Origin of the sequence: Psychrobacter sp. YGAH215 (genome assembly GCF_007280595.1) — a bacterium.
In the GTDB taxonomy this organism is placed as follows: Bacteria; Pseudomonadota; Gammaproteobacteria; order Pseudomonadales; family Moraxellaceae; genus Psychrobacter; species Psychrobacter faecalis.
Window position 1 is genome coordinate 163,679 of sequence record NZ_VKLR01000006.1, and the last position, 23,920, is coordinate 187,598.

17 protein-coding genes are annotated in these 23,920 nt (G+C 44.2%); 6 read left to right on the plus strand and 11 right to left on the minus strand.

All coding sequences use genetic code 11. From position 1 onward, the window contains the following. Window positions 1–14 precede the first annotated feature (14 nt). Window positions 15–689: a hypothetical protein gene (locus FOR85_RS03420; protein ID WP_223808491.1), complete on the plus strand. Its 675-nt coding sequence runs from the start codon at window positions 15–17 to the stop codon at window positions 687–689. Here the strand turns inward: FOR85_RS03420 and FOR85_RS03425 are convergent. From FOR85_RS03425 to FOR85_RS03455, 7 genes are all read right to left on the minus strand, one after another. Then, window positions 667–1,272 (minus strand): methyltransferase domain-containing protein, encoded by a 606-nt coding sequence (locus tag FOR85_RS03425; RefSeq protein ID WP_144296711.1) that lies wholly within the window; start codon window positions 1,270–1,272, stop codon window positions 667–669. The two genes, FOR85_RS03420 and FOR85_RS03425, sit on opposite strands and share 23 nt — an antisense overlap. An 81-nt stretch (window positions 1,273–1,353) precedes the next feature. Beyond that, window positions 1,354–2,034, minus strand: coding sequence for a M48 family metallopeptidase (locus FOR85_RS03430; protein WP_144296712.1), 681 nt, complete (start codon window positions 2,032–2,034; stop codon window positions 1,354–1,356). Window positions 2,035–2,036: 2 nt separating this feature from the next. Continuing rightward, window positions 2,037–3,596: a DUF1513 domain-containing protein gene (locus tag FOR85_RS03435; protein WP_144296713.1), complete on the minus strand. Its 1,560-nt coding sequence runs from the start codon at window positions 3,594–3,596 to the stop codon at window positions 2,037–2,039. A gap of 3 nt (window positions 3,597–3,599) precedes the next feature. Then, window positions 3,600–4,745: an imelysin family protein gene (locus tag FOR85_RS03440; protein WP_144296714.1), complete on the minus strand. Its 1,146-nt coding sequence runs from the start codon at window positions 4,743–4,745 to the stop codon at window positions 3,600–3,602. 100 nt (window positions 4,746–4,845) lie between these two features. Beyond that, complete coding sequence (locus FOR85_RS03445; protein ID WP_144296715.1) at window positions 4,846–6,507, minus strand: di-heme oxidoredictase family protein; 1,662 nt, start codon at window positions 6,505–6,507, stop codon at window positions 4,846–4,848. 317 nt (window positions 6,508–6,824) lie between these two features. Beyond that, entirely contained in the window at window positions 6,825–8,279 is a 1,455-nt protein-coding gene (locus tag FOR85_RS03450) for an imelysin family protein (protein ID WP_144296716.1), read from the minus strand. A 275-nt stretch (window positions 8,280–8,554) separates the two neighbouring features. Next, entirely contained in the window at window positions 8,555–9,208 is a 654-nt protein-coding gene (locus tag FOR85_RS03455) for an OmpA family protein (protein ID WP_144296717.1), read from the minus strand. A 514-nt stretch (window positions 9,209–9,722) separates the two neighbouring features. On the opposite strand from FOR85_RS03455, the gene FOR85_RS03460 reads away from it, so the two are divergent. The 5 genes from FOR85_RS03460 (at window position 9,723) to minE (ending at window position 14,573) form a co-directional block, all read left to right on the plus strand. Beyond that, window positions 9,723–10,691: an acyltransferase gene (locus tag FOR85_RS03460; protein ID WP_144296718.1), complete on the plus strand. Its 969-nt coding sequence runs from the start codon at window positions 9,723–9,725 to the stop codon at window positions 10,689–10,691. A gap of 222 nt (window positions 10,692–10,913) precedes the next feature. Continuing rightward, window positions 10,914–11,999 carry a hypothetical protein gene (locus tag FOR85_RS03465; protein WP_144296719.1) on the plus strand — a complete coding sequence of 362 codons (1,086 nt, stop codon included), beginning with the start codon at window positions 10,914–10,916 and terminating at the stop codon, window positions 11,997–11,999. Between the two features lie 154 nt (window positions 12,000–12,153). Beyond that, entirely contained in the window at window positions 12,154–13,032 is an 879-nt protein-coding gene (minC, locus tag FOR85_RS03470; protein WP_144296720.1) for a septum site-determining protein MinC, read from the plus strand. A 435-nt stretch (window positions 13,033–13,467) separates the two neighbouring features. Next, window positions 13,468–14,280, plus strand: coding sequence for a septum site-determining protein MinD (minD, locus tag FOR85_RS03475; RefSeq protein WP_068408121.1), 813 nt, complete (start codon window positions 13,468–13,470; stop codon window positions 14,278–14,280). 2 nt (window positions 14,281–14,282) lie between these two features. Then, the gene (minE, locus tag FOR85_RS03480; protein WP_068408119.1) at window positions 14,283–14,573 is read left to right on the plus strand and encodes a cell division topological specificity factor MinE; all 291 of its coding nucleotides are present in this window, start codon (window positions 14,283–14,285) and stop codon (window positions 14,571–14,573) included. A 108-nt stretch (window positions 14,574–14,681) separates the two neighbouring features. On the opposite strand, the gene FOR85_RS03485 is transcribed toward minE, so the two are convergent. From FOR85_RS03485 to FOR85_RS03500, 4 genes are all read right to left on the minus strand, one after another. Next, window positions 14,682–15,209, minus strand: a complete 528-nt coding sequence (locus FOR85_RS03485; protein WP_144296721.1) for a cytochrome b — start codon at window positions 15,207–15,209, stop codon at window positions 14,682–14,684. 183 nt (window positions 15,210–15,392) lie between these two features. Further along, window positions 15,393–15,896, minus strand: coding sequence for a hypothetical protein (locus FOR85_RS03490; RefSeq protein ID WP_144296722.1), 504 nt, complete (start codon window positions 15,894–15,896; stop codon window positions 15,393–15,395). 20 nt (window positions 15,897–15,916) lie between these two features. Beyond that, entirely contained in the window at window positions 15,917–16,936 is a 1,020-nt protein-coding gene (locus tag FOR85_RS03495) for a chemotaxis protein CheB (RefSeq protein ID WP_144296723.1), read from the minus strand. After that, the gene (locus FOR85_RS03500; RefSeq protein ID WP_144296724.1) at window positions 16,926–23,897 is read right to left on the minus strand and encodes an Hpt domain-containing protein; all 6,972 of its coding nucleotides are present in this window, start codon (window positions 23,895–23,897) and stop codon (window positions 16,926–16,928) included. Before FOR85_RS03500 ends, FOR85_RS03495 begins: the two co-directional genes overlap by 11 nt. Window positions 23,898–23,920 lie beyond the last annotated feature (23 nt).

Genomic DNA, 23,920 nt, shown 5'->3' on the forward strand with positions numbered 1-23,920 from the left:
AATAAGGAAATTAAATGATAAAGGCTTTTGCGCACATAGAGACTGAGCTTGGTAAGGTTTTTGCGCAGCATTTTACAGCTATTAATAGCGCTGTAGAATCAGAAAAGGTTAACAATCTTTGGCAAGATATCGCTATACGTTATAGCGAAAACCAACGTGCTTATCATAGCTTGCAGCATATTGAGCAGTTATTTGCGCAGTTTAAGCAGATTAAGCATGTTTTAAATGAGCCGCATATTATCGCATTGGCACTGTTTTATCACGACGTGATATATGCGCCAACGCGTGCAGATAATGAGCTAAAAAGTGCAGAATATGCCGTAGAGGCTCTACGCCCTTATTTTTCGGCAGCGCAGTGCCAATATATTTATGCGCTCATTATGATGACGGCCAATCATAAACTTGCTGAGTGCTCAAACGCTCAAAAGAACTTTGATTCTGCCTATTTACTAGATATGGATTTGAGTATTTTGGGAGCATCTTGGTCTGAGTACGAGCAATATGCCCAAGCGGTTCGGCAAGAATATGCGCATGTCTCAAACATAGATTATCGCGTTGGACGTATAGCCGTATTAACAGAATTGTTAGCGCACCCAACACTTTATCTGACGGATTATTACTCTACGCGGCTAGAAACGCAGGCTCGGCAAAACATCAAGCGTGAGATTAAGATTTTACATGCATCTTAATAAACAGCTCACTGCCCTGCCGCGCAGGATGCGAGTTATAGCTTGTTTCCATAGTCTCAATATCGAAATAGGGTGCAAAACGCTGCTGGTATTCAGCTTTCGTGCCGCCAAACGGCGGTTCCTCTCGTCCGAAATCCTTATCAAACAGCAGCCCAACCAGCTTACCATTCGGTTTCAATAATGCGGCCATCTGCGCCACATATTCATCACGGTGCGCAGGATTTATGGCACAAAAAAACGTCTGCTCAAGCACCCAATCAAACTGATATTGCGCTGGCGATAACGCAAAAAAATCAGCACCGACCAAATGCTCTGCTGGAAAGTTGGGATAGCGCTCTGCGAAAGCCTCAATCGGCGCAGGGGCAAAATCAACCAAGGTGACATTGGTAAACCCTTGCTCATGCAGATAACCGACCTCATAAGCATTGCCCGCGCCCGGTACTAAAATCGCTTGCTCTTTAGCAGGTTCAGGCAACTGGTCAATATAAGCTTTGAGCGGTGGTGACACCTGTCCCATATCCCAGCCGATACTGTCCTCTTCATAACGCTGCTGCCAAAACTGCGCTTGATTGACGTTTTCCATAACACATCCTTGTTTCGATAAAAAAACCTTATCTTAGCAGATTAAGGCATGACATCTGATTATTTAGCAGTAGCTCCTACTTTAATCTAGCTGCCCTATTTTACCTGCCAACATATTATGCCAGTATCGATAATCGGGCATCGCCGTTGCCACCGTTTGCCAAAAAGCACGGCTATGATTGGCATGATGCAGATGGCAAAGCTCATGGACGATGACGTATTCGGTGCATTCGATAGGATAGGTTGGCAGATAGACGGACAACCAAATTCGCCGGGCGCGGGTATTGCAACTGCCCCAACGCGTATGCATTTTCTTTAGACGTATTTCATTAGCATAAGCGCCGACAATCGGTTGCCATTTATTAAATAATGCAGGCATTACTTCGGAGAGATGTTGCCGATAGTAGGCAATTTTTTTATCGTGATTTAAGGTGAATGATTGCTCTACGCCCCACAATAGCAGTGTGCTATCGGCATTTGAAGACTCTTTTATAGATTGCTGTGATGGGATTTGCTGACGTTTATAGCGTTCTAATACATGCGCGTGATTGGCGATTGCCCAAGGCACGCGTTTTTCTATCGCTTGGGCAGTTTGCGCTGAGCTAAGAGAGATGGGTATAGAGACCATTAATTTATGCGGTTTTAAGCGGAAATTGATATTTTTAACGCGCTTTTTGCTGATGTGTAGCTCAATATCCGCTTGCGCCAAACAACGTATAGCGCTATTTAATAAGGGCGAATCATACTGTGACAGCACATTCATGCTCAGAGCGCTTGCAAGTGATTGTCAAACGACATCAGATGACATTTGCTGTCTATAAAAATACGCTCAACGTTATCTACTCTAGCAAGTTCAGCAGTTGCTAAATGATTAACAGTTAACGCGGTCAACTGACCTTGTCCATCACTAACGATAAAACCTGAGTGCGCCTTAGTCTTAACATTGGCATTGGCATTATTAACGCCAGCTTTGTCAGCATTCAGATTTGGTAACACTGCTGCACCGGCACAATCTGGTAAGCTAATATAATCAATCAATGTACGAGTATTTAAGTCATAAATCGCCGCACAACCGCCAATTGGCGTGGTCACACATAATAGGTTACGCTCACTATCAACCGCGACGCTAGCGATATATTGGTGGAAACGTTGCCACTGATCATTGGGCATCATCAGTGCTTTAAAATCAGATTCACCGCGTTTATGGGTCAATACTAACGGCACATTGATATGCTTTTCGCCTTGAAACTGAATACCTATCATCACCGTGCCATCGTCATGCATGGCGAGGTGACGCACGCTCATTTGATTGTGCTCAGGCATAATCTGCTCAAGCAAATCGCCAGTATGACGATTGAGGTAAGCCAATGACGGTCGCATACTGTCTAAATTGAGCTCTTCACGCGACGCTTGCTCGGTTTTGATACCGCCATTGGCAATCACCAACGTTTCGCCATCAGGATGCATAATCAGCTCATGCGGGCCGATACCATGCGAGTCATACTCTGCTATCTTTTGATAATGATCACAGGCATCATAAATGCCAACTTTACCGTCTAAACTTAACGTGTCATTCTCGGTCACGTAGAGCAGTTTACCATCTAAGCTATAACAAGCATGGCCATAAAAATGACGATGCGTAGACGCTTTAATAGCAAACTTTACTTGCCCAGTTGCCGTGTCTAGTACCCAAAACTTTTCGCTCGGGCGCCGACCCATCACCACCACATCGCGTGCTTGGTTATTCTTAGCAGATAATTTTTGCCTATCAGAAATAGGTTGAACGACAATATCATGCACGCGTTCGGGCATGGTCGTTTGCCAAACGATTTGCCTATCAGCGTCGATACCAACCACGCCGAAGTCGTGTTCATTATGACTGCCGTCACTGTCTTCAGTTGCTAAAGCGATGTTTTTTGGCATAGACGCCACGCCGCTTACCCAGCAGACTGGGCGCGGCAGTATTGTGGTCGTATGGGCTGCGCTAAAGTCGCTTACGCTATAAGACTTGGTATTTTGCTCGTCATCTCTCTGTGAGCGATAAGCTTGCTGCCATGCAACTGCCGCTTGCTGACAAGCGTGGCGAAATTGCACAAGCTCGCGTTTAGGCGTCAAGTTTATCAACTGTAACTGCGCGCCCATACCTGCTAAATAATCCCATAAGCTGGCATCAGGTTGCTGCTGTTTACGATAACGATGGTGGATACCGACAAGCGCTGCTGTACCCATGGCAGCAGAAAGCAGGGTCAGTGCCGTTGTCGCCAGCATCTCATTATTAGGCTGCTCTTGTGATTTACCTGCAGTTTTAGTATCGAGAGAGTACATTTTTTAATCGCCATCGGTGCTGTTAAAGCCAACACGCAGACCAAGGGTTGGAATCAATTGACGCTTAATAATGCGCGTAATGCTCGTGAGATGATCAAGTAGTTCCTGCTGCGTCGCTTTATCAGCAGTCGCTAAATCTTCCGGCATTTGTGCCAGTAATATCGTGGTATCGGCAAGCGCGGTCGATAGACTATCCGCCACTGCATTTTCATTATTGCCACCAAGAATAGCAGTCAAAACAGGGTCAGTCATTGCTTGATTTAAGGTTGCCAATTTCGCAGTGATAATCGCGCGGCTTTGTCCAGCGGTTGCAGCTGGCAAATGACCTTTTGCTTTAGCAGTTAAACCCAATGGCTGGTCGATAGCGTTAGATTTCATCGTCTCAACCAATGACAGCAGCGAGTTAAACCATTGGTTTAAACCTTGATCGCTCTCGGCGGTTTTATCAATTGCTAGTAAATCAGTAGCATTTTGCTGCCAGTTTTTCTCGATATCTTTTAGACGTGTGCTCAAAGCGCTGCTCGCGCTCATCACATAAGCGCACTGCCCAGCATCCAAATTATCATTGGCATAAAGCACCTCTTCTAAGCCTGGCACGCCTTGCACGATGGCGCTCTCATTCGCCAACTGCTCGGCGGTAAGCTTGGAATTGGCAGCAATCAAATCAGCGACCCCGCTATGTACCAGTCCGCGCTCATCAGGATAGTAATTGATATATAAATTACTCATGCTCGCCGTCGCTGGTCCAAAGTTAACCATCTCAGCGCTTGCCCAAGCTTGTGCGAGCACCAACCATTGGTCGCGCAATTCTTTTAGCGCATCACCGCTCACGGGCGCTTGCTGACAAGATTTCTTTGCCAAATCATGCAATAAATCACTCTGCTTTGCGGCATCTGCATAGGCTGGAATGACAATGTCATTTGCCACGTGGGTCAGATAGGTTTTTTCGGTATCAGGACTAATATCAACAGCGCTAATCTTTTCAGCATTATTGTCTTTTTTGTCAGGAGTAGTAGAAGTAGCACTTTCTTGGGCGACTTGGCTATCTACCTCTGATACTTTATTTTCTTCCGCAGGTTTGACACAGCTAATTAGAATACCAGCACTTAGCGCTGATAACGCCATTGCTAAAGCAGGGTTTATTTTCATAGATTTCTCAGTATTTGGATGAATATTGTTATAAGTAATTATTTAATTTGGTATTTCTTACGTTGAATAACCATCGCTTTTAACGCTCATACGCTTATTTTTATAATGACTTTAAGAACGCATTCAACTCACTGCGTCCTTGTTTATCAAGCTTAAGTACTTTTTGCTTCTGCTTTTCCGCTTCGCCGCCATGCCAAAGTACCGCTTCCATCAAAGTACGCGCGCGCCCATCATGTAAAAACGTCGCTTGTGGATCGACGGTTTGCGTAAGACCAATGCCCCACAAAGCAGGCGTACGCCACTCATAAGAGTTGGCTAAAAACTCAACCTGTAAATCTTTAGATGGCAGCTTACCCGCAATGGTACGATCAGCCAAGCCATCGCCCATGTCATGCAACAATAAATCGGTATAAGGATAAATCACTTGTCCGTGCTGCTCAAGATGGTCATCGTCGGTTTTTGGCAACTGATAACGCGGCGTATGGCAGCTTTGACAGCCCATATCATAAAAGCGTTTTTTGCCTGCCAATACCAGCTTGTCTTCGGCGTTGCGGCGATGCGGCACCGCTAGATTACGGGTATAAAATTCGACGAACTTTGCCACTTCATCATTGACTTCGACGGGCGGCTTACCATTACCTTGTTCATCAGCACCTGTTGTGGCATTCACACAAGCGGTCTGCGCTGGCATACAAGACTCATGTGGGCGGATATTTGAGGTCAGCCCCATATCTTCATTAAACGCACTTTGGTTTTGAGTAATCAGCTTGGTTTGACCCGCTTTCCAGCCAAAGCGTCCTAATGCCACTTTACCCGTTTGCGGATCCATCACCATATTAAATTTACCGCTAATATCGCTATTAGCTTCATTTGCATTGATTGCTTGCTTTTTAATGTCGTCGTCTGGAATCTGTTCGAGTAGTCCAAGCCCAATCATCGGTAAGGCCACACGCGGCGATACCATCAGCGCATCATCAAATGGCCCATAACCAGGTTTGGTCAGATTAAAGGTTGGCGCACGCAAGGTCTCGACATGACCATCAGCAAAGGTAACGGGGTTATCGCTCCACTGTACTACAATTCGGGCTTCAGCAGGGACGCCTTGCACACCGCGATCTTGCAATTGACCGCCATACATAGGAGGGACGACTTTTTCAATCAAGGAATCTTTTAGCGTTTGGCGCTGCGCTTCGGTAGTCGCCGGCATCGCAAGGCGAATCAGCAAGCTGTCGGCATCGTCATCACTTCTCGTCGGCGCATGACCGCGACCGTCTTTGATATGGCAAGATTGACAGGCAGCAACGTTAAATAAAGCGCCAAGCCCATCACGGCTATCGGTACTCGCCGGCGCGACCACCCAAGGTTGCCTAAAAAACGCATTGCCGATAAAGAAAGACCCCTTACGCGAAGCGGTGATATTTGAAGAAGGTTTAGAGTAGCTTTCGCTCGTGGTGATACTAATGCCTGTATCGCCACCTTGTTTGATTTCTTGCGCATCAAATCTGGCAAGCTGCTGCATAGGTACGCCCGCTAGCGCTTCAATCGTTTGAGCACGCTCAGGCGTTATATTTTGCAAATAGCTACTGTCTTGGGCTTTATTATCGTTATTATTGGCGGTGTCGTCCGTTGGAGATGGCTGGCAGGCGCTTAATGAGAGCACGCATGTCACTCCTAGCGATAGCTTTAATAGCGAATTTTTAAATATTAAAGGAAAATAAAACGCGGTAGATTGTTTGGCGGTTGACACATTACTGCTACTCATAGGGAACCTTAGTTCTGGTATGGAACCATAAAAAACGCGTGCTATAATTTTTCCACTTTTATTTGATAAGCATTTTTAGTCAATAAATATTTTAATTCGATAAATCATTGCTGCGCTATAAAAAAACACGCTGCCAACAGCGGTCGACAACGTGTATATTATACCCAAATTATTTTTCTATAAAAATAATTCTCATTCACTGATAACGACTCATCAGGCACATAAATACAGGCTATTAAGGCTTCCTAAATTGGAACCGAAAACTTCATTTTAAATAACTGCCCTTTTAAATAAGCGCTCTTTTAAATAAGACCTACTTAAAACTGTGAACCTGCATCAGCGTCTAAATTATCAATGCCAACGGCTTTTGCTGCATTTTCGATACCATCGGTTAGCTGTTGTAAGCTTGCGATACTACTTTCAATCCAGCCGCGGCGTTTGTTTTGCTCTTCAGCAGAAATACCGTGCTTGCTGGCTTGACCTACGGTTGCAATCATCTGATCGACCTTGATGCCTTCTTTCTCAGCTTTTTCAACGATGACTTTAAACGCTGCTTCTACGTTAGCAAAATCAGTAGCAAGTTTATCAGCCGCTTCTTTATTGCCGGTATCGACAAGATAATTCTTTAGTCCATAACCGCCTACTGTCTTGCCAGCGACGGTTTTATAGCCGCCATTAAAGATATTTTGAATACCGCGGGCATTATTGGCATAGCTTAAATGGGTCAAATCACTAAAGCATTCATGCTCATCTTCGGTAGAGCCAGTGACGAACGCCACCTGTATACGCTCAGAAGCTAGCTCGCCAAGCGCTAAGCTGCCCATTTGATACATGATTTGACGCAGACCGTTTTTGTCTTTACGGGCAATCATATCGCTACGTAAGGTGTTTTCGCTATCAGGCTGCCACTGGGCTTCCATCGCGGTCAAATCATCGATCAATAACTGGGTAACCGCTTTTAGATACTGTCCACGGCGCTCGCAAATACTCGCATCTGGGTTTGTCGTATCGCCGCTGGTACATTCGCCCTCGGTCGTTATATAGTCGCTCACCGGACGATTACCTGCACCTTCACCAACGCCATTGGTATCCTGTCCCCACAGCAGAAACTCAATCGCATGATAACCGGTGGTGACATTGGCCTCACTACCACCAATCTCATTCATCTCAGCCAACAAGTCAGGCGTAATGGTGCTGGTATCTTGCTTGATGCTACCAACCGTGATGCTCTTGCTATTGATAATATTGTCCTGACTGTTATATTCACCCTCATAACTGTCACTGACATAGTCAATCAAAGCTTCATCTAGCGGCCAAGCATTTACCTGTCCTTCCCAGCCATCAACGCTACCAAGCGCGCGTTTATCATCAGCGGTCACAAAGCCTTCGTCGAAGCGAAACACTTCAGTCTGTGAATATGGCTGACGCGCGGCTTTATAGGCAGCCTTTGCAGCGTCAAGATTGGCTTGGGTCGGCGTGTCCACATAAGTATTCACTGCTGTTTGTAAAAGTTTGGCCGTTTCTAAAGAATCTTTATAGGCGGCGTGCGCCATATCAGCATAGCTAATCAACAATCGATCGATATGCGCCTGATCAGCAGCGGAAGACGTTTTATTGTCGCTTTTTTGGGTTGCTTGGACGTCGGTTTGCGTCTCTGACGCTGTGGTCTCATCAGACTGTTTGGTACATCCTGATACTAGCAGTATCCCTGCCAATGCAGCAGCTAAAGTAGTCGGTAAAATTTTACGGCTTGTCGCTGGGCTGATATTCATACACATCCTCGATGAGATACATTAGATAAAAGATAAAGTGATAAAAGGAAAGCTTAAAGACTTATAATTTCAATAAGATAAAATCCATTTAAACCCTAGTTAAATTTAAACGCCCGCTAAAGGCTGACAAAATTTAACCCCTGCAAATTATAATGTTATTGATAACTATTATCAAATATAATTTTTTGAATATTAGACGAATTTCAAGCAAAAAAAAAGACCAACTTTTCGTTGGTCTTTTTTAATTTATATTATATTTTAAATATCAGTAGCGATTAACGAACGCTGCTTGGCGCGTTTACCGTTAGCTCAACGCGGCGGTTCTGCTGACGACCATAATCCGTGCTGTTATCAGCGATTGGACGAGTCTGACCATAAGCAACTACGTTGATACGGTTAGAAGCTACGCCGCGGCTAACCAGATAGTTTCTTACAGAGTTGGCACGATCACGTGACAAGTTCATGTTATAAGATGGGTTACCTACGCTGTCAGTATGACCAGCAATCGTAACTGTGTTTTGGTTATATTCATTCATCGTTGCCGCAAGCTTATCAAGCGTTGGTCTAAACGATGGGTTCAACGAAGCACTGTCAAAAGCAAAAGTGATATTACCTGGCATAACCAAGTCAATGTTACCGTTTGCATTTGGGGTAACCGTAACGCCAGTACCCGCCATTTGCTGCTCTAGCTGCTTCGCTTGACGCTCCATGTAGTAGCCTACGCCTGCACCCAATGCTGCACCGATAGCCGCATCACGACCAGTCTTATCACCACCGGTTGCTTTTGAGATAGTGGCACCACCAGCTGCACCCGCTAGCGTACCGATAGCAGTTTTATTTAAACGTTGCTGTCCAGTGTTTGGATCAGTCGTACAGCCACTCAATGCTAAGCCTGATGCCAATGCTGCAACCATTAATGTATTACGCATAATATGTCCTCTTAAGTTGAAAAAATGGGCTATCAATATAGGTATCGATAAATAAACGGTGTTTTTATAGATATTGCTTGTCACGAATATGCGTCAACAAACCTGTTTATTTGTTTATTCACACTTACTATTATTATGGCAATTACCGTCTATTTGTGTGTAATATTTTGTCACATCTATGTATGGAAAGTGCATAAGTATCTATAGTCTAGTGTTTATAAAAGCGCGTTGTTTGTTACCGCAAGTCACGTTTACAGTCGTGCACTCTAATTATTTTCTGCTAACATTATCTTATAAAAACTCTGGTACAAACATTTTACGAATTAGAAAGCCGAAAAATTACTGGACTAAAATTAGGTCTTACCTAATATTAGTAATAAAATTTATTAGATAAAATGCGATTATAATTTGCTAAAACTTGTTAGAGAAATCAGCTGTATTTTTGAGATGATATAAAACACCGGTTTAACCATAATAATGAAACGATTAACGAGCAAAGAGTGAGGAATAATACATGCGCTTGAACGCTGCGATGCAAAAAATACACGAACGCGCGCCAAAACTTGGCAAAGCAATGTCGCTTACCACAGCGGCCGGAGTCATCGCTGCCAATAGTTTTGGCGGCAGTATTCCATTATGGCTTATGGGCGTTGGCAAAATTATCACGGGCGCTCCTATTGCTGATAAGACGGTAATAAAGATTGCCGAGCACTGGATTGGTAGCAATAATGCTTTGATTGATACCATATTGCCGCGTAAGGATTGGCGCATTCAATTGCCGGATGATGTACATATGGACGGTAAATATCTGCTGATCAGCAATCATCAGTCTTGGGTAGATACCAGCATCGTGCAATACATTAGTGAAAAACGCTTACCACTGACCCGGTTTTTCACCAAGTTTGAGCTGATTTATATTCCTATCGTTGGGCAGGCATTTTACTTTTTAGATTTTCCAATGATGCGGCGCCATTCTAAAGAAGCAGTTGCTAAAAACCCAGCGCTTAAAGGTAAAGATATCGAAGAAGCCAAGCGCGCTTGTGCGTTATTAAAGGACAAGCCGTTTACCTTATTGAATTATTTGGAAGGCACGCGCTTTACCCAAGAAAAACACGATAAACAAAACTCGCCTTATACCCATCTGTTGAAGCCGCGCGCTGGCGGTCTGTCGCTAGCCATTAATGCCTTGGGCGCTGATATCGATGGTATCTTAGATATGACCATCGTCTACCCTGACGGCGTGCCAACCTATGGCGATTTGTGGAAAGGCAATATCAAACGCTTAGGCGTCGATGTCCGCCATATTGCCATACCCGATGCGCTGTTTGCCGGTATTCAAGACGGCGGCTACGAAAACGATGAGGCCGTTAAAGCGCAAATGTTTGAATGGGTCGAGCAAATTTGGCGCCAAAAAGATCAGCGTATTACAAAAATGCTGGCAGAATTTGAGAGTCATCCGCAAGCGGCGCATCAAAGTGAATAAAAAAGGACATTAAAAAAACTGATTAAAAAAAGCCATTAAAAATTATGGCTTTTTATATAAAAAGATAACGGCTAAAATACCAAATTATAATGGTTGATGGCTTGTTTTTTGGCATGATTCATTGATAATGTGAATAACCATTAAAACTTGCCGCTTATTTGGTAGTGATTGGCAAAAGATTACTCACTACCAATGCCATTTACTACTAAATAAGGTATGACTGTGCCCGCCTCTTCTACCCGTGCGCCGATAACACCAGTGCCTCTTCAGTCCTCAGACCTACCCAGCAGCCCGCCGCCAAGACCGAACCGTCCCAAGCCCAATCGCTTGAAGCTGACCTATGACATCGTGATGCTCATCGCCATCAGTATTGATTTATTTTTAATCAGTACTGACGCTATTTTGATGAGTAATTTTAGTAGTAATGCCGCGCAGTGGTTGAGTATGAGCGAGGCATTAAACTGGTATCAAAACCATATTCATGACTCGTTACGGACAGCGGGCGGTTTTTTTACCCTATTCTTGATTGCAGAGCTGCTATTGCGCTGGGCAGTTGCTATTAAAGAAAAGGTGTATTACCGCTGGTTCTTTTTCCCTTTTGTGCATTGGTATGAAGTGTTAGGCTGTTTTCCGCAGTTACGCGCGCTGCGTTTATTTCGCGCTGTCATTATTGGACGCCGCTTGTATCAGCTAGGTTATCAAGTATTGCCGCAGCCGTGGATTAATCGCATTAATTTTTATATTAATTTGCTGTTAGAAGAGCTGTCTGATCGCGTCATCTTAACGACCATTCAGACGTTTCGTCAGCAGCTGACCGATCCCAAAACACATAAATCCTTTATCGAATCTACCATTGCTCGCAATCGCAATGAGATTGAAGCGGCGATACTATCGCTACTGCGTAAAGAGTTGGCACCTAAACTCCAATCACTGACCGAGTCATCGGGCGGCGGCACTATTGTCGCCACTGAAATGGGTAACGCTATTAAAGAGGGATTGGCCAATACGCCTGAACTACGCCGCTATCTGCGTATGATACCCATTGCTGGGACGTTAATTGAGTCGCAGCTACAACATGTCGGGCATAATATCGGCGAAAACGTGGTATATGCACTGAATGAGCGCCTGCTTGACGCCGAACGTATTGACGCGTTAATGGTTGCTATTGCCAGCGGCGTTGCTCAAATCGATACCGACAACAGCGCCCTTGATACGTTAATCTCAAGCATCATCGCTGATGGTTTAGACGAATTTGAAGCCCAAATAAAAGTGCAGCAATGGAAGCATCAAGACATGCTTAATTTGTAGTGTTTTGAATGAAAACCAGATTTTTTGACAATCATACTTTTGATATGCATATTTTTGAAAGCCACACTTTTAATAATTAGACTTTGATGCTATATGCCGAGGCAAAAACGGCACATTGAACACCGCAACACGACCATTTTTGAGGATGTATATTATGACGATTTCAGACAACAATCAGCAGGCGCTTGACTCACCTGACACGCCAGCTTTGGCATTTTATGGCAAAATGCTGACCTTTTCACGCGTGCATTTTAGCACCGATGACTTTGCGGCGATTGGCAGCCAACTTGAAACCACGCTGAGTAATAAAAATAGCAATATCCCTGTATTGATTGACAGTGAAGTTGAGCAGGATTTAGCAGCATTGGTAGAGCTGCTTTGGTCGTGGGGTTTGCAGCCTATCGGCGTGGTCACAGGTTTGCTTGATGAGCAAGCACGTCAGCTACGCTTAGCGATATTTCCAGCGGACGGCAAGCGTATCGAGCGTATTTTGCCCAGTAAAAAAGCCACTACACAGTTAAGCCAAGTAGCAGCTTCTAAGAACAGCGCACAAACGTCACCTGCGAACGATTCTGTCAGCTCTACTACGGATAATGCTGGCTCAGCTGTAAATAGCCAAGCTGCTGCCACTACCGAGGTAAATGTAACGACTGAAACCACCTTGACGGCAGAGACGCTTATCAGTGCCGAGCATATTACCAGCTTGATTTATGATCAAATGCTGCGCTCGGGACAAAGCCTCAACCATGTCGGTGGCGATTTGATCTTGACCAATAGTGTCAATAGTGGCGCTGAAGCCATTACCGACAACAACCTACACGTCTATGGTCGCGCCCAAGGTCGTTTGGTCGCAGGCGCAACTGGCGATAAAGACGCGCGTATTTTCTGCCAAGTATTTAATCCTTCACTGGTATCGGTCGCTGGTACTTATTGCCTGCGCGATAACCTACCCGAGCACGTAATTGATAAATCCGTTGAAGTGCGTTATTTAGAAGGTCAGGGCTTGGTCTTTACGGTCATGGATAACGCTTAGGTTTTATTTAATCTTTAGACGACTCAAAGGCGTCATTTCATCATTATCAGTTTGAATATATTTGATGATAGATGATAAATTGACGTCTAAATAGTACGATTAATATTATAGTAAGTTTACTTAACAAAACTGCGCTATGATGGATTGTTAGCTCTGCCACTATTTACGCTAGACTATAGGCGCGGACGTTGAGCGCAGATAATAGAGGGTGCTTTGGCTCCCTATTTAGCTTATATAACCATTATCTTTAAGCAGCTTTTGTGCTTAAATATGCACTTGCTATAAGTTTTTGTATATTTATGCTAGGCTTACGCTCGCAGATAGCACATCTCGGCTAGGTAAACGCCGAGCAATTGTGCTACTTTACATCTATACTGTTTCATCTAAAATGTTTTAATCAATAAATATCCCATCAATTCATAGGAGTGTGCCATTGTGGCGAAGATTGTTGTAATCACTTCGGGTAAAGGCGGTGTGGGCAAAACCACGACCAGCGCTTCTTTTGCCGCCGGTTTAGCATTACGTGGCTATAAGACAGTTGTTATCGATTTTGATGTAGGCTTACGTAATCTAGACTTGATTATGGGCTGCGAAAATCGAATTGTTTATGACTTTGTCGATGTTATCAATGGCAATGCCCGCCTGTCACAAGCGCTGGTAAAAGACAAGCAACTAGAAAATTTATATATCCTGCCTGCCAGTCAAACGCGTGATAAAGATGCGTTGACAGACGACGGCGTTACAGAAGTCATGGACGAATTGTCAAAGCAGTTTGACTATATTATCTGCGACTCGCCTGCTGGTATTGAGCGCGGTGCGCAGTTGGCGATGTATCATGCAGATGAAGCCATCATCGTCACCAACCCTGAAATCTCTTCGGTACGTGACTCGGACCGTATCATTGGTATCTTGCAAAGCCAAACCAAAAAGGTCATTGAAAATCAGGGCACGGTACGCGAGCATTTAATCATCACCCGCTACAACGCCGACCGTGCTGCCGCTAACGAGATGATGGATATCGATACCATCTCTAACGATATTTTAAAGGTGCCGTTACTTGGTGTGGTTCCTGAAAGCCATTCAGTGCTTGAAGCGTCTAACCATGGCGAGCCTGTGATTCATTATACCGATTCAGTGGCTGGTCAATGTTATGACGATATCGTCGCCCGTTTCTTAGGAGAAGAGCGTCCATTACGTCATATTGATGTGAAGAAAAAGAGTCTACTACAGCGCTGGTTTGGGGGTTAATGATGAGTAAGAAAAAAGGATTTTGGAGTAGCCTATTTGGTACGGATGACAGCAGCAGTGCTGGCAGTGCTAATATGGCAACTGAGCGCTTAAAAGTTATTGTTGCAAGTGAAAATCGCTTGAATAACCGTTTGACCACCGATCGTATCGAAAAAATGAAACGTGAAATACTAGAAGTGGTCAATAAATACGTCAACGGCGTACAGATTGATGATGTTAATATCAACCATCGCTCTGAAGACAGCCTCGATGTGCTTGAGATGAATATCAGTTTACCTGAACATAAAAAGTAAACGGCATAACTTTATATTTATAGCGTTTGCTAGTATAGCTGGCACAAAAAAAGCCTTAAGTTTCATACTTAGGGCTTTTTTATACGCGCTCTTCCCATTTTTAAGTCTTTATTTCATACGCGCCATAATATTGTCTTTTTTAATGAATTGATGATATAGCGCGGCGCCAATATGAATCAAGGTAAAAACGATAATCATGGGCCACAGAATATCGGTATGCCAGTCATTAAAAAGCCGTGCCAATCCTCTATCGGGGGTGACAAAGACAGGGATTTGAAATAAGCCAAAAATATCAACGGCTCGGCCGCCATATACCGACATCAGCAGCCCTGCGGCAGGCATCGCAATTAACAAGGCATATAAAGCAAAGTGGGATAATTGTGCAAGCAGCATTTGCCACTTTGGCATTGCCAGAGCTGGTGGTGCTTTAGTAAACAGCCGGCTGATCACGCGGGCTATCATCCAAAACAACAAACTGATCCCAAATGCCTTGTGTAATCCGATATAGACCTTACTATCCAGATTGTCATATAACAGTATCATGATCCAAGTGACCAGTAATAATAAGGCGCTAACCCAATGAAAGATTCGACTAGCAACCGACCACTTTGTCAGATTTGAATGGATGTTATTCATAGTATATTTTATCGCTTCCTATTCATCGATACTTATAGGCGCTGACTGATACGGATCAAATGACAGTGTTAAAAACCTACTAGCTGGCAAATTAATATAATAACTATTTATCCCAGCTCAAGGCTAATAACTTTTTTAAAGCTAACACTAAAGTCCATGATAAAAAGTGCAACCATGAGCAAATTAGCTATCTAAGTCAACCAATTGATGGGCGATTTTATCCAAATCTGGCACCACGTAAACCGTATCATCGATCATCACCGCTTGGAAAAGGTAGGATAGCACAACATCTTCTTGGACGCGCTGCTGAACAGTATTAGTTTTGCTGTCGGTTTTGATAAAATGCTCAGGCAAGTCGATATCTTTGACGTCGGAGATACGCGCCTGTAGTTGGCGGAGCTCGCCTGCTGTCTGTAGCGCGATACGATGCGCGGTGGTATTGCCTTCTAAAATAATCATCTTGTCCGGCGTTTGATGGCGCGGTAGTAGATGGAACACAGCGACTTCTTGTTGTTGCCACTCATAAGTCCATGTATGTTCACTATACTCATCGACACTTAAAATCAGACTACTAGGGATAAGCCAATCCGGTTGGTCGGTGGCTGGGACAATCGTTACGTCGAGCATACCATTATTAGTGGTCAATAAGCTCACGGCTTCAAATGAGTGCTTTAGAATCTGTTTCATATGTCGCTCACAATAAATGACTACGAAGAGGCGGGCATCGCCCTTTCAGCAATATAATGGGTAAGTTTTTCTGCTAAGGCTTTGGGACTACCGACAAACTGACAATAACCTGAATCAATAATAGCTTGCGGCTGACTCGGACAAGCGCTTGAGCTTGGGTCTTGCGCCCACAATTGACTGTCATTGTCTTGGATTAAGCTTAAATACTGCGAACCATCATTTCCCATCCCAGAGAAGATAATATTGATAAGCTCACTGCCATAAACATCACTGGTATTTTTCAAGATTTGACCGATAGCTGGCTTATAATCGCCTTCCCACGCCTGATCCATTAAGATGATACGACCAGTTGAATCGCAAACAATTTGTTTATCAATGGGTACAATGAGGCATTGCCCGCCGCGCAAACGCTGTGAGGAAGTTATCAGCTGACAGCGCCAGTCATTATGGCGATTGAGTATGCGTGGTAGCGTACCTATCATCGCTTGGTTAAAATGATGGGCCAGTAAAATACTCACAGGCAAGGTGGGTGACAAATGATCTAAAAATTCTTTGACCGCACTAGGCCCGCCCATCGAAGCACCTAAAAATACCACATAATGCCAATCGTTAGGCTCATTTTGGTAAGCCGTACTCTTATAAGCAGGGCTATCTATTGCCTTACTTAATAACGGCAACGCCAGCATTTGGGCAAGTTTGCGCTTGAGTTTGCGCTGCCATTTGGCATACTGCTCAGCTTCATTAAGATATGGCGCCTGGCTAAATCCGACTAGAACGGTAGCAGGTTGAGCGGTAGTAGTCGCTACTGCCATATGCTCATCGTAATCACCATCTATGAGCCAAATATCAATCGGCGCTGTATAGCGGCTCAACCTATTTTGTAATTGCGCCCTTGATACGCAGTCAACCAGCTGCAAACCACAACTACGTACGGTATCAGAAAAAGCCATGCGCTGATGGTGGTCTTCTGCCACCACCAGTACCCTGATATCGTTTTTATGCTTATCCCTTAGTATTAAGGCAGGTACATTATCCTTCATTGACTAAGCTAGCCTCTATACCCAATAAACCTTGGATTTTATTAAGAAGCTGGTTTTCTTGGAAAGGTTTGCCCATGTAGTCATTGACCCCAATCTCAAAAGCGCGCTCGCGATGCTTTTCACCGGTACGTGAGGTAATCATAATAATAGGCAGCTCTTGCAGGCGGCGATTATGACGTACTTGCGACGCGACTTCAAAGCCGTCCATACGCGGCATTTCAATATCAAGTAACATCAAGTCTGGCGTGGTTTCTTGTAAAATCTCAAACGCATCGATACCATCTTTGGCAAGGACCACATTGAAACCTTGACGCTCTAAGAAACGTGAGGTCACTTTTCGTACCGTGACTGAGTCATCGACAACCAAAATGGTGGTTTTAGATTCTGTACTGCTACGAGCACTGATAGCAGGTTTTGCGACTTCTCTGCCTAAAGCAGCATTTCGCATCAGTGCAATCAGATCCAGAATAAGCATGACCGAGCCATCACCCATGATGGTTGCCGCTGAGATACCCGATAGATTCGAGAATTGCTGGCCTAAAGGTTTTACCACGACCTCAATACGTGACCCTGCGATTTGATCAACCTGTAGGGCCATGTTTTGTCCACTACGGTTTTTGATAATAATTAGTGGCACGCTGGTATTAGTATTGACGACCAGTTCATTGAGTTTATTGCCTGATAAAATCTCATTCAAATAACGCACGCGATAATCATTATCTTCAAAGTTAAGCGTAGCGGCACCGGATTGATAATAGTCATAAATTCTTTCTGGACTGATACGTACGACACGCTCGATCTGCGCTAGCGGTATCGCATAATAGCGGTCTGCGGCGCGAACCACCAACGCATCAGACACCGCAACCGTGAGCGGCACACGCATGGTAAAGCGCGAGCCTTTACCAAGCTCTGACACCACCGATACTGCCCCCCCTAGTTGACGAATTTCACTAATCACCACGTCCATACCAACACCGCGACCTGATATTTGCGTCACTTGCTTACTGGTACTTAAACCAGCATTAAAGATATACTGCATAATATCAAGGTCGCTTAAACTAGTATCTTCAGCGTCAATTAAACCTTGAGAAATGGCTTTATTGCGTACCGCTTCTACATCAATGCCGCGTCCATCATCAGTTAGCTGGATAATGATTTCACTACCTTCACGCAGGACTTCTAAAGTAATTTGTCCATTACGTTCTTTACCCGCTTTTAAGCGCGTTGCAACCGTTTCAATTCCGTGATCGACCGCGTTGCGTAACATATGCTCAAGCGGTGAGGTAATGCGCTCCAAAATGGTTCTATCCATTTCGTCATCAGCATTGATAATCTTTAAATCAACCGACTTGTTTAGCTCATTGGCCGTTTGGCGCACGATACGCTCAAGCCGTGGCGTTAGGCGGGTAAAGGGTACCATCCGCGAATTCATCAAGCCATCTTGCAGCTCAGTTTGCGTCCGCGATAATTGTAGCAATAGACTTTCGCTGTCGCGCATCTTTTCAAGTAAGGTATGATTAATATCAACCAAATCCGAGGCCGACTCGGTTAAAGATTTTGATAATTGGTTTAGCGAAGAATACTGATCCATCTCTAGAGGATCAAAGCCTTCATGATTGACCAATTCATCATCAATCTGCGATAAAATCTGCGCTTCAAGCTCAATCTCCATCCGGCGCAACTGATCCGCTAGACGTTGTACCGTCGTTCCCATCTCTTCAATACTAGTGGTCAAGCTACTCATACCCATATCGATACGCGCACGGTTGATCGCTGATTCACCTGATAGGTTAATCATATGCTCAATCAGACCACCTGAAATACGAATCATCTCATTGTTACTGGCGTTCTGTTCTTGCTCAGTCGTATCAGCCACCATCGGCGGCATCTCACTGATATATTTTTGGATATAGGTAGATTCTTGCTTTTCTTTCGCCAGCAAAATAGCATCACGCTGCGGTTGTAAAGACTCTTTTGGTATGTGTTTTAAGCTATCGGGGTTTTTACTAAATTGCTGCAGCGCCTCAATTAATAGGTCTGGCGTTGGTGGGTTCACCTGTTGCGAGAGAATAAATACCGCATCTGCCAGCCAATCATGACAGGCAACCAATAGCTCCAAGATTTTTTTGGTAGCAGGTCGACGACGATCAATAAAATCGGTATAAACGGATTCCATCTCATGGGCAAGGTCAGCGATACCACTTGCGGTCACCATACGCGCGCCACCTTTTAGGGTGTGTAAATCGCGCTGTAGGGCTTGCAATGCAACCGTATCACTAGCATCACTTAAGAACGCTTGGAGATATTCATTGCGGTTGGTCAGCGCCTCTGCTTCTTCTAAAAACACCTCCAAAATATCTGGGTCAGGTAAGACGTTCGCCCAAGATTGTTTTATAATTCTATCTAAACTTAAGGAGTCTGCAGTTTTATCAATACGATGGGTGTATTCATCGGCGCTGATTTGCGGTTCAGCAGCAGCCTGATGTTGTGGCATTGGTACAATAAGCTCAACGTCTTTTGGTAACGCTGCTGCTTTTTCAAACTGCTGCAGTTGCTCAATCAGTTCAGGCGTAAAAAATGATTGCTGATAGCGGACAATATGCGCCACTTGCAATGACAAAGTATCTTGCACGACTTGCATAATTTCAAGCCACTGCGCCGTTGGCGTACGTCTTGCTTCAACGAACGCCTCATAAATACTCTCCGCCTCATGGGTCAAATCGCCAATACTGCGTATGCCTGCCATACGCGCACCACCTCTGATGGTATGCAGGTGGCGCTGTAAAACCTTTAAGGTATTGATATTGCTGATATCAGCACGCCATTTACTAAAGCTATCATTAAGCGCATCATCAAGCTCCTGCGCTTCTTCTAAGAAGATTTCTAATAGCTCAATATCGGTATCGATGGTTTCAAGCACAAGCTCAGGCGCAGCAATACTTTGCACTGTGCCTTTAGCCTCTTCTTCAGCCTCTTTATCAATATCAGTATGTCCTACAGTACCTGCATTGCTATTGCTATTGCTATCTTCACTTTGAGCAATGCTTTGTAGGCGTTCGATAACCTGCTCGTCAATTTTCAACGAGGTGCTACCCGCTAAAGCATCAAATAAACCGACTAGCTGACAATGACCTGCAAGTAAAGCGGCCTGGATATCAGTATCACGGGATTTTTCAGGATGATGACTTAAATAAGTATAAGCATTTTCCAATTCGCTAAGAATCAAGGCAAACTTTGGTACATCTTGTGCTTTGCTAGCTAGATGTTTTATTTGTGAGATTTGCTTTGCTATATAACTTTGAATCTGTTCTTGCTCTGCATTAAAAACCGCTTCTAGCTGCCATTCTGCATCTAGTAGCTCATTGATATCATCATCTAACAATTGACTTATCGTTGGTTTACCATCGGCTGGCTCTTCATCGCTAATAGTATACTTCTCACCAAGCATGGCTTGTAAAGAAGCAATATCTTGCTGACTTTGCGCCTCTTCTAACGAAACCTCTCGCTCCTGCACATCGCGTTTATAATTAGCTAGGTAGCCTTCAATCAGCGTCACAGACTGGGCAAGCGCTTTTACATGCTGAGCATTCATTGGCGTGTCCTGCTGCTGCAAAAACTCCAAACTTTGCTCTATCGTCGTGCCAACCTCACTGATTGCCGTCAAAGCACTAGCGCCAGACGCTGCTCTTAGCGTATGAAAAGCGCGAACAATCTCATCACTTACGGCGACATAAGGCTCGTCTTGGTGATCAAGAACAAAGTCTTTAATGCTTTCTAACAGCTCTTCGGCCTCTTCAACAAAAATATCGAAAAAGATTTGCTCTTCTTCGCTTTGAGGCGTCAAGATGATGGGCGCTTCGGCCATTTTTTCATTTACCGAATGAATGGTTTGCAGCGTGCTATCAATGCTACTGTTACTTTCGGCAATGTCATAAGCAGTGTCATCAGCAAGTTCTTGATCTGTATTTTTAACATCAGAATATTGCGCTGTGCTTATGTCCTGCTGCTGCTCAGAACCATCAAATAGTTGTTTATGTAGCGCGCAATAGCTGAATTCATCACCTAATTGCTTACTAAAAGCTTGAGCACAAGCCACCCATAACGGTACAAGTGCAGGATAATCTTGACTGTCATTTTCAAAGGTAATTAATAGCGTTGGATAAGCAGCTAACACATCACCGATAAGCTGCTGTATGTCTGCAGACGCTACAATTGTATTATCCAAAATACGGTTGAGCATATTTTCTATCGACCAGGCTAGCTCAGCGCTATAATTAGCACCAACCATACGACCCGAGCCTTTTAAAGTATGGAAACCGCGACGAATATCAGTTAACTGGCTTAAGTTATCAGGAGTAAGCCGCCAATGCTCATATAAGGGCACAATTTCTTCTAGAACTTCATTGGCCTCTTCTATAAATATCTCTTTGATATCAGGATCAGCATCGTTAGCATCTGTCGGTAGCGACTGCGCCGCTGCCATAAATGGGGTTAATACGTCTGGTATCTCTAAATCCGTTAATGAGGCTGAAAAGTCTGTTTCTACTTCAAAAACTTCGTCAAAGTTACTAACAGAGTCATTTATGTCTAGAGTATCAACTTGTTCGGTATTTAAGAATGTCTCATCTGTCGATTGCGTACCCTCATCTAGTACCGCATTATTTTTTTCAACCTCACTTGTAGAGAAATTACCATCAAATGCCTCTAAACCTGTATTGATAGGCTGCTGGCTTATTAAGTTATTGCTTTGCAAAATGGTAATGGCTGGATCAAAACTTGGTGGGTTCTGTGCTGCAAAATCCGCCAACATCGCTGGTAGATGCTTAGTGGTTTCTGTGACGAGTGCCACGACCTCATCGGTCACTGGTAGGGTTTTGTCCAACAGACGGTTGAGTAAGTTTTCAATAGACCACGCCATCTCACTGATACTAAAAGCACCAACCATACGCCCTGACCCTTTCAAGGTATGAAAGCCTCTGCGCACTTCAGTTAATGGCGTTAAGTCTTGCGCATCTTGCTGCCAAATAGGTAAGAAATCCTCTAAATCAGCGACGACCTCTTCCACCTCTTCGATAAATATCTCGCGAATATCTTCATCCACATCAAAGTTATCAGGCTTAAGCTCACTGCGAACATTTAATAAAGCGGCGCTTTCTTTTTTATCGCTTTGGTATGTGTTATTGGTTGAATCAATGTCTTCATTAGCAACCGTAACAGGCGCAATCTCGCCACTATCATCGTAGCGCGGTACATCACTTGTCGCTTGCTTTTGCGTTAAAAAGGTATCATTAACGGTTTCAGGCGCAGCTATATAGCCACTAAGTAGTGTCGCCGCTTTGTCGATATATTCATGAGCTTTAGTCAATAAAGGCTGATCGAAGACCTGCTGCGCAAGATAGTCGAGCAGCAATTCGATAGAGGTTAAACCTTCGGCTAAGGCCTCGGTGACATCCCAGCTCAGTACGGCAACATCATGAGTGGTTAACTGATCGAATATATTTGCTATTTTATCGGTCGCTTGGCGGATAGATGACAGGCTCATACTGTCAAAAGCTTCGCCAATGTTAGAAAAATCTGCAGCGTCTGGTAATAGTGCTAGGTCTTGGCGCTGAATATAATCACTAAAGCCTTGCTTAACGTCTTCAACCGCAATACGCAGCTCGCGCAGCTCTTTAACGTCTGTCTTAATTTGGTGGCTACTTTCTATTTCTAAGCCATCCACTTCATCATGAGTAATGACGTCAGCCGCAGGTATAAAAGAAGCCGCGCTTCCTATTTTACTTAAGATAATTTGTTCGGTATTGTAGATAGCGTTGTATAATTCTTGGAGACGCTGCTCAATTTGCCACTGCTGTTGTGATTGCTCTTCTACCACTCCAGTTTGGGCAATTAAGTCACGTTCTATATCTGCTAGGATAGATGTTGCTTGCGAGGCAAACAATGTCCAACCACAACTTTCTAGCTGATTGCTGATTTGTTGTAGTGGTTTAATTAGGGTTTGCGGCTTATCAAGGCTAAAAACAAGCGTATCAATATCACTTAAGATACGCGGTAAAAAGCGTGTTTCGACCTCTTGCGGCGCTACCCTTTGCAGCATAGCTTGCGTGATATCGCCCTGTTTGGCAAGGCTGTTGATTTCGATATAAATATTCGCTATTAGCTCGTTGATTACTTTTGCTGATAGCGCTTTTTGATGGGTGTTCGACTCTATTAACGCATCTAATTGACTCAATAGCGCGGCGTAATACTTAGGTCGCGGCGTTTCGTTATGGGCAAGGTCATGTAGCCAAGCTTCAGTCAAATACCAAAGACGCTGCAAATCGGCATCTGCTGCGGTTTGCCATAAGTATTGAGCAACTTTTTCTAAGGTCGCCAGTATAGAAGCGTCATTGGTATTAGCGGCAAGTAACGCTTGCGCTTGTTGACGCCAAACCAATAGCAACTGCTGAGACTGCGCCTGGTCTAAACTGACCACTGCCTTACTAGCAGGTACCGCAATATCAACAATATCGTTAGTGACAATGCTAGCAAGACTGTCCTCTTTAGAGTCTAAAGAAGCGTCTACAAGGTGATCAGTCACTATATCATAACGTGCTAAAACTTGGGTAAGCTCAGCTGATGTTTTATTTATTAAAGCGCTATGAAAATTGCTCGTACGTGCGTAATAAACCAGCTCACGTGTAAGCAGTCGATGCCCTACTTGACCAATACGGCTGGCATCAGCACCGAAATTGTCTATTTCTGCCCCTGCAAGTAAGCTGAGCTTAGTAGCCAAATTTGCCAATATCGGCAAGTTAATCATGGTCAAAGCGCCACCAATCTGATGATAGCTTTGTGCCATCCGCTCATAATCAGCGTTTTTTTCACCCAATTGCCAGCCATCAGCTATCTGTGATAATTGCTGATCAAACAGTGGCAGTAACCACTCAAGTGTCACCATGTCGTTGGGCTGGTTTTTCATAGATGTATCCTAACTCGTCTAGG

Bases quoted from the DNA above. Each gene is read 5' to 3' on its own strand.
- FOR85_RS03485 (WP_144296721.1), bottom strand. From the start codon at position 15,209: ATGAATAACATCCATTCAAATCTGACAAAGTGGTCGGTTGCTAGTCGA.
- FOR85_RS03445 (WP_144296715.1), bottom strand. From the start codon at position 6,507: ATGAGTAGCAGTAATGTGTCAACCGCCAAACAATCTACCGCGTTTTAT.
- FOR85_RS03450 (WP_144296716.1), bottom strand. From the start codon at position 8,279: ATGAATATCAGCCCAGCGACAAGCCGTAAAATTTTACCGACTACTTTA.
- FOR85_RS03420 (WP_223808491.1), top strand. From the start codon at position 15: ATGATAAAGGCTTTTGCGCACATAGAGACTGAGCTTGGTAAGGTTTTT.
- FOR85_RS03435 (WP_144296713.1), bottom strand. From the start codon at position 3,596: ATGTACTCTCTCGATACTAAAACTGCAGGTAAATCACAAGAGCAGCCT.
- FOR85_RS03425 (WP_144296711.1), bottom strand. From the start codon at position 1,272: ATGGAAAACGTCAATCAAGCGCAGTTTTGGCAGCAGCGTTATGAAGAG.
- FOR85_RS03500 (WP_144296724.1), bottom strand. From the start codon at position 23,897: ATGAAAAACCAGCCCAACGACATGGTGACACTTGAGTGGTTACTGCCA.
- FOR85_RS03440 (WP_144296714.1), bottom strand. From the start codon at position 4,745: ATGAAAATAAACCCTGCTTTAGCAATGGCGTTATCAGCGCTAAGTGCT.
- FOR85_RS03490 (WP_144296722.1), bottom strand. From the start codon at position 15,896: ATGAAACAGATTCTAAAGCACTCATTTGAAGCCGTGAGCTTATTGACC.
- FOR85_RS03460 (WP_144296718.1), top strand. From the start codon at position 9,723: ATGCGCTTGAACGCTGCGATGCAAAAAATACACGAACGCGCGCCAAAA.
- minC (WP_144296720.1), top strand. From the start codon at position 12,154: ATGACGATTTCAGACAACAATCAGCAGGCGCTTGACTCACCTGACACG.
- FOR85_RS03430 (WP_144296712.1), bottom strand. From the start codon at position 2,034: ATGAATGTGCTGTCACAGTATGATTCGCCCTTATTAAATAGCGCTATA.
- minE (WP_068408119.1), top strand. From the start codon at position 14,283: ATGAGTAAGAAAAAAGGATTTTGGAGTAGCCTATTTGGTACGGATGAC.
- FOR85_RS03495 (WP_144296723.1), bottom strand. From the start codon at position 16,936: ATGAAGGATAATGTACCTGCCTTAATACTAAGGGATAAGCATAAAAAC.
- FOR85_RS03455 (WP_144296717.1), bottom strand. From the start codon at position 9,208: ATGCGTAATACATTAATGGTTGCAGCATTGGCATCAGGCTTAGCATTG.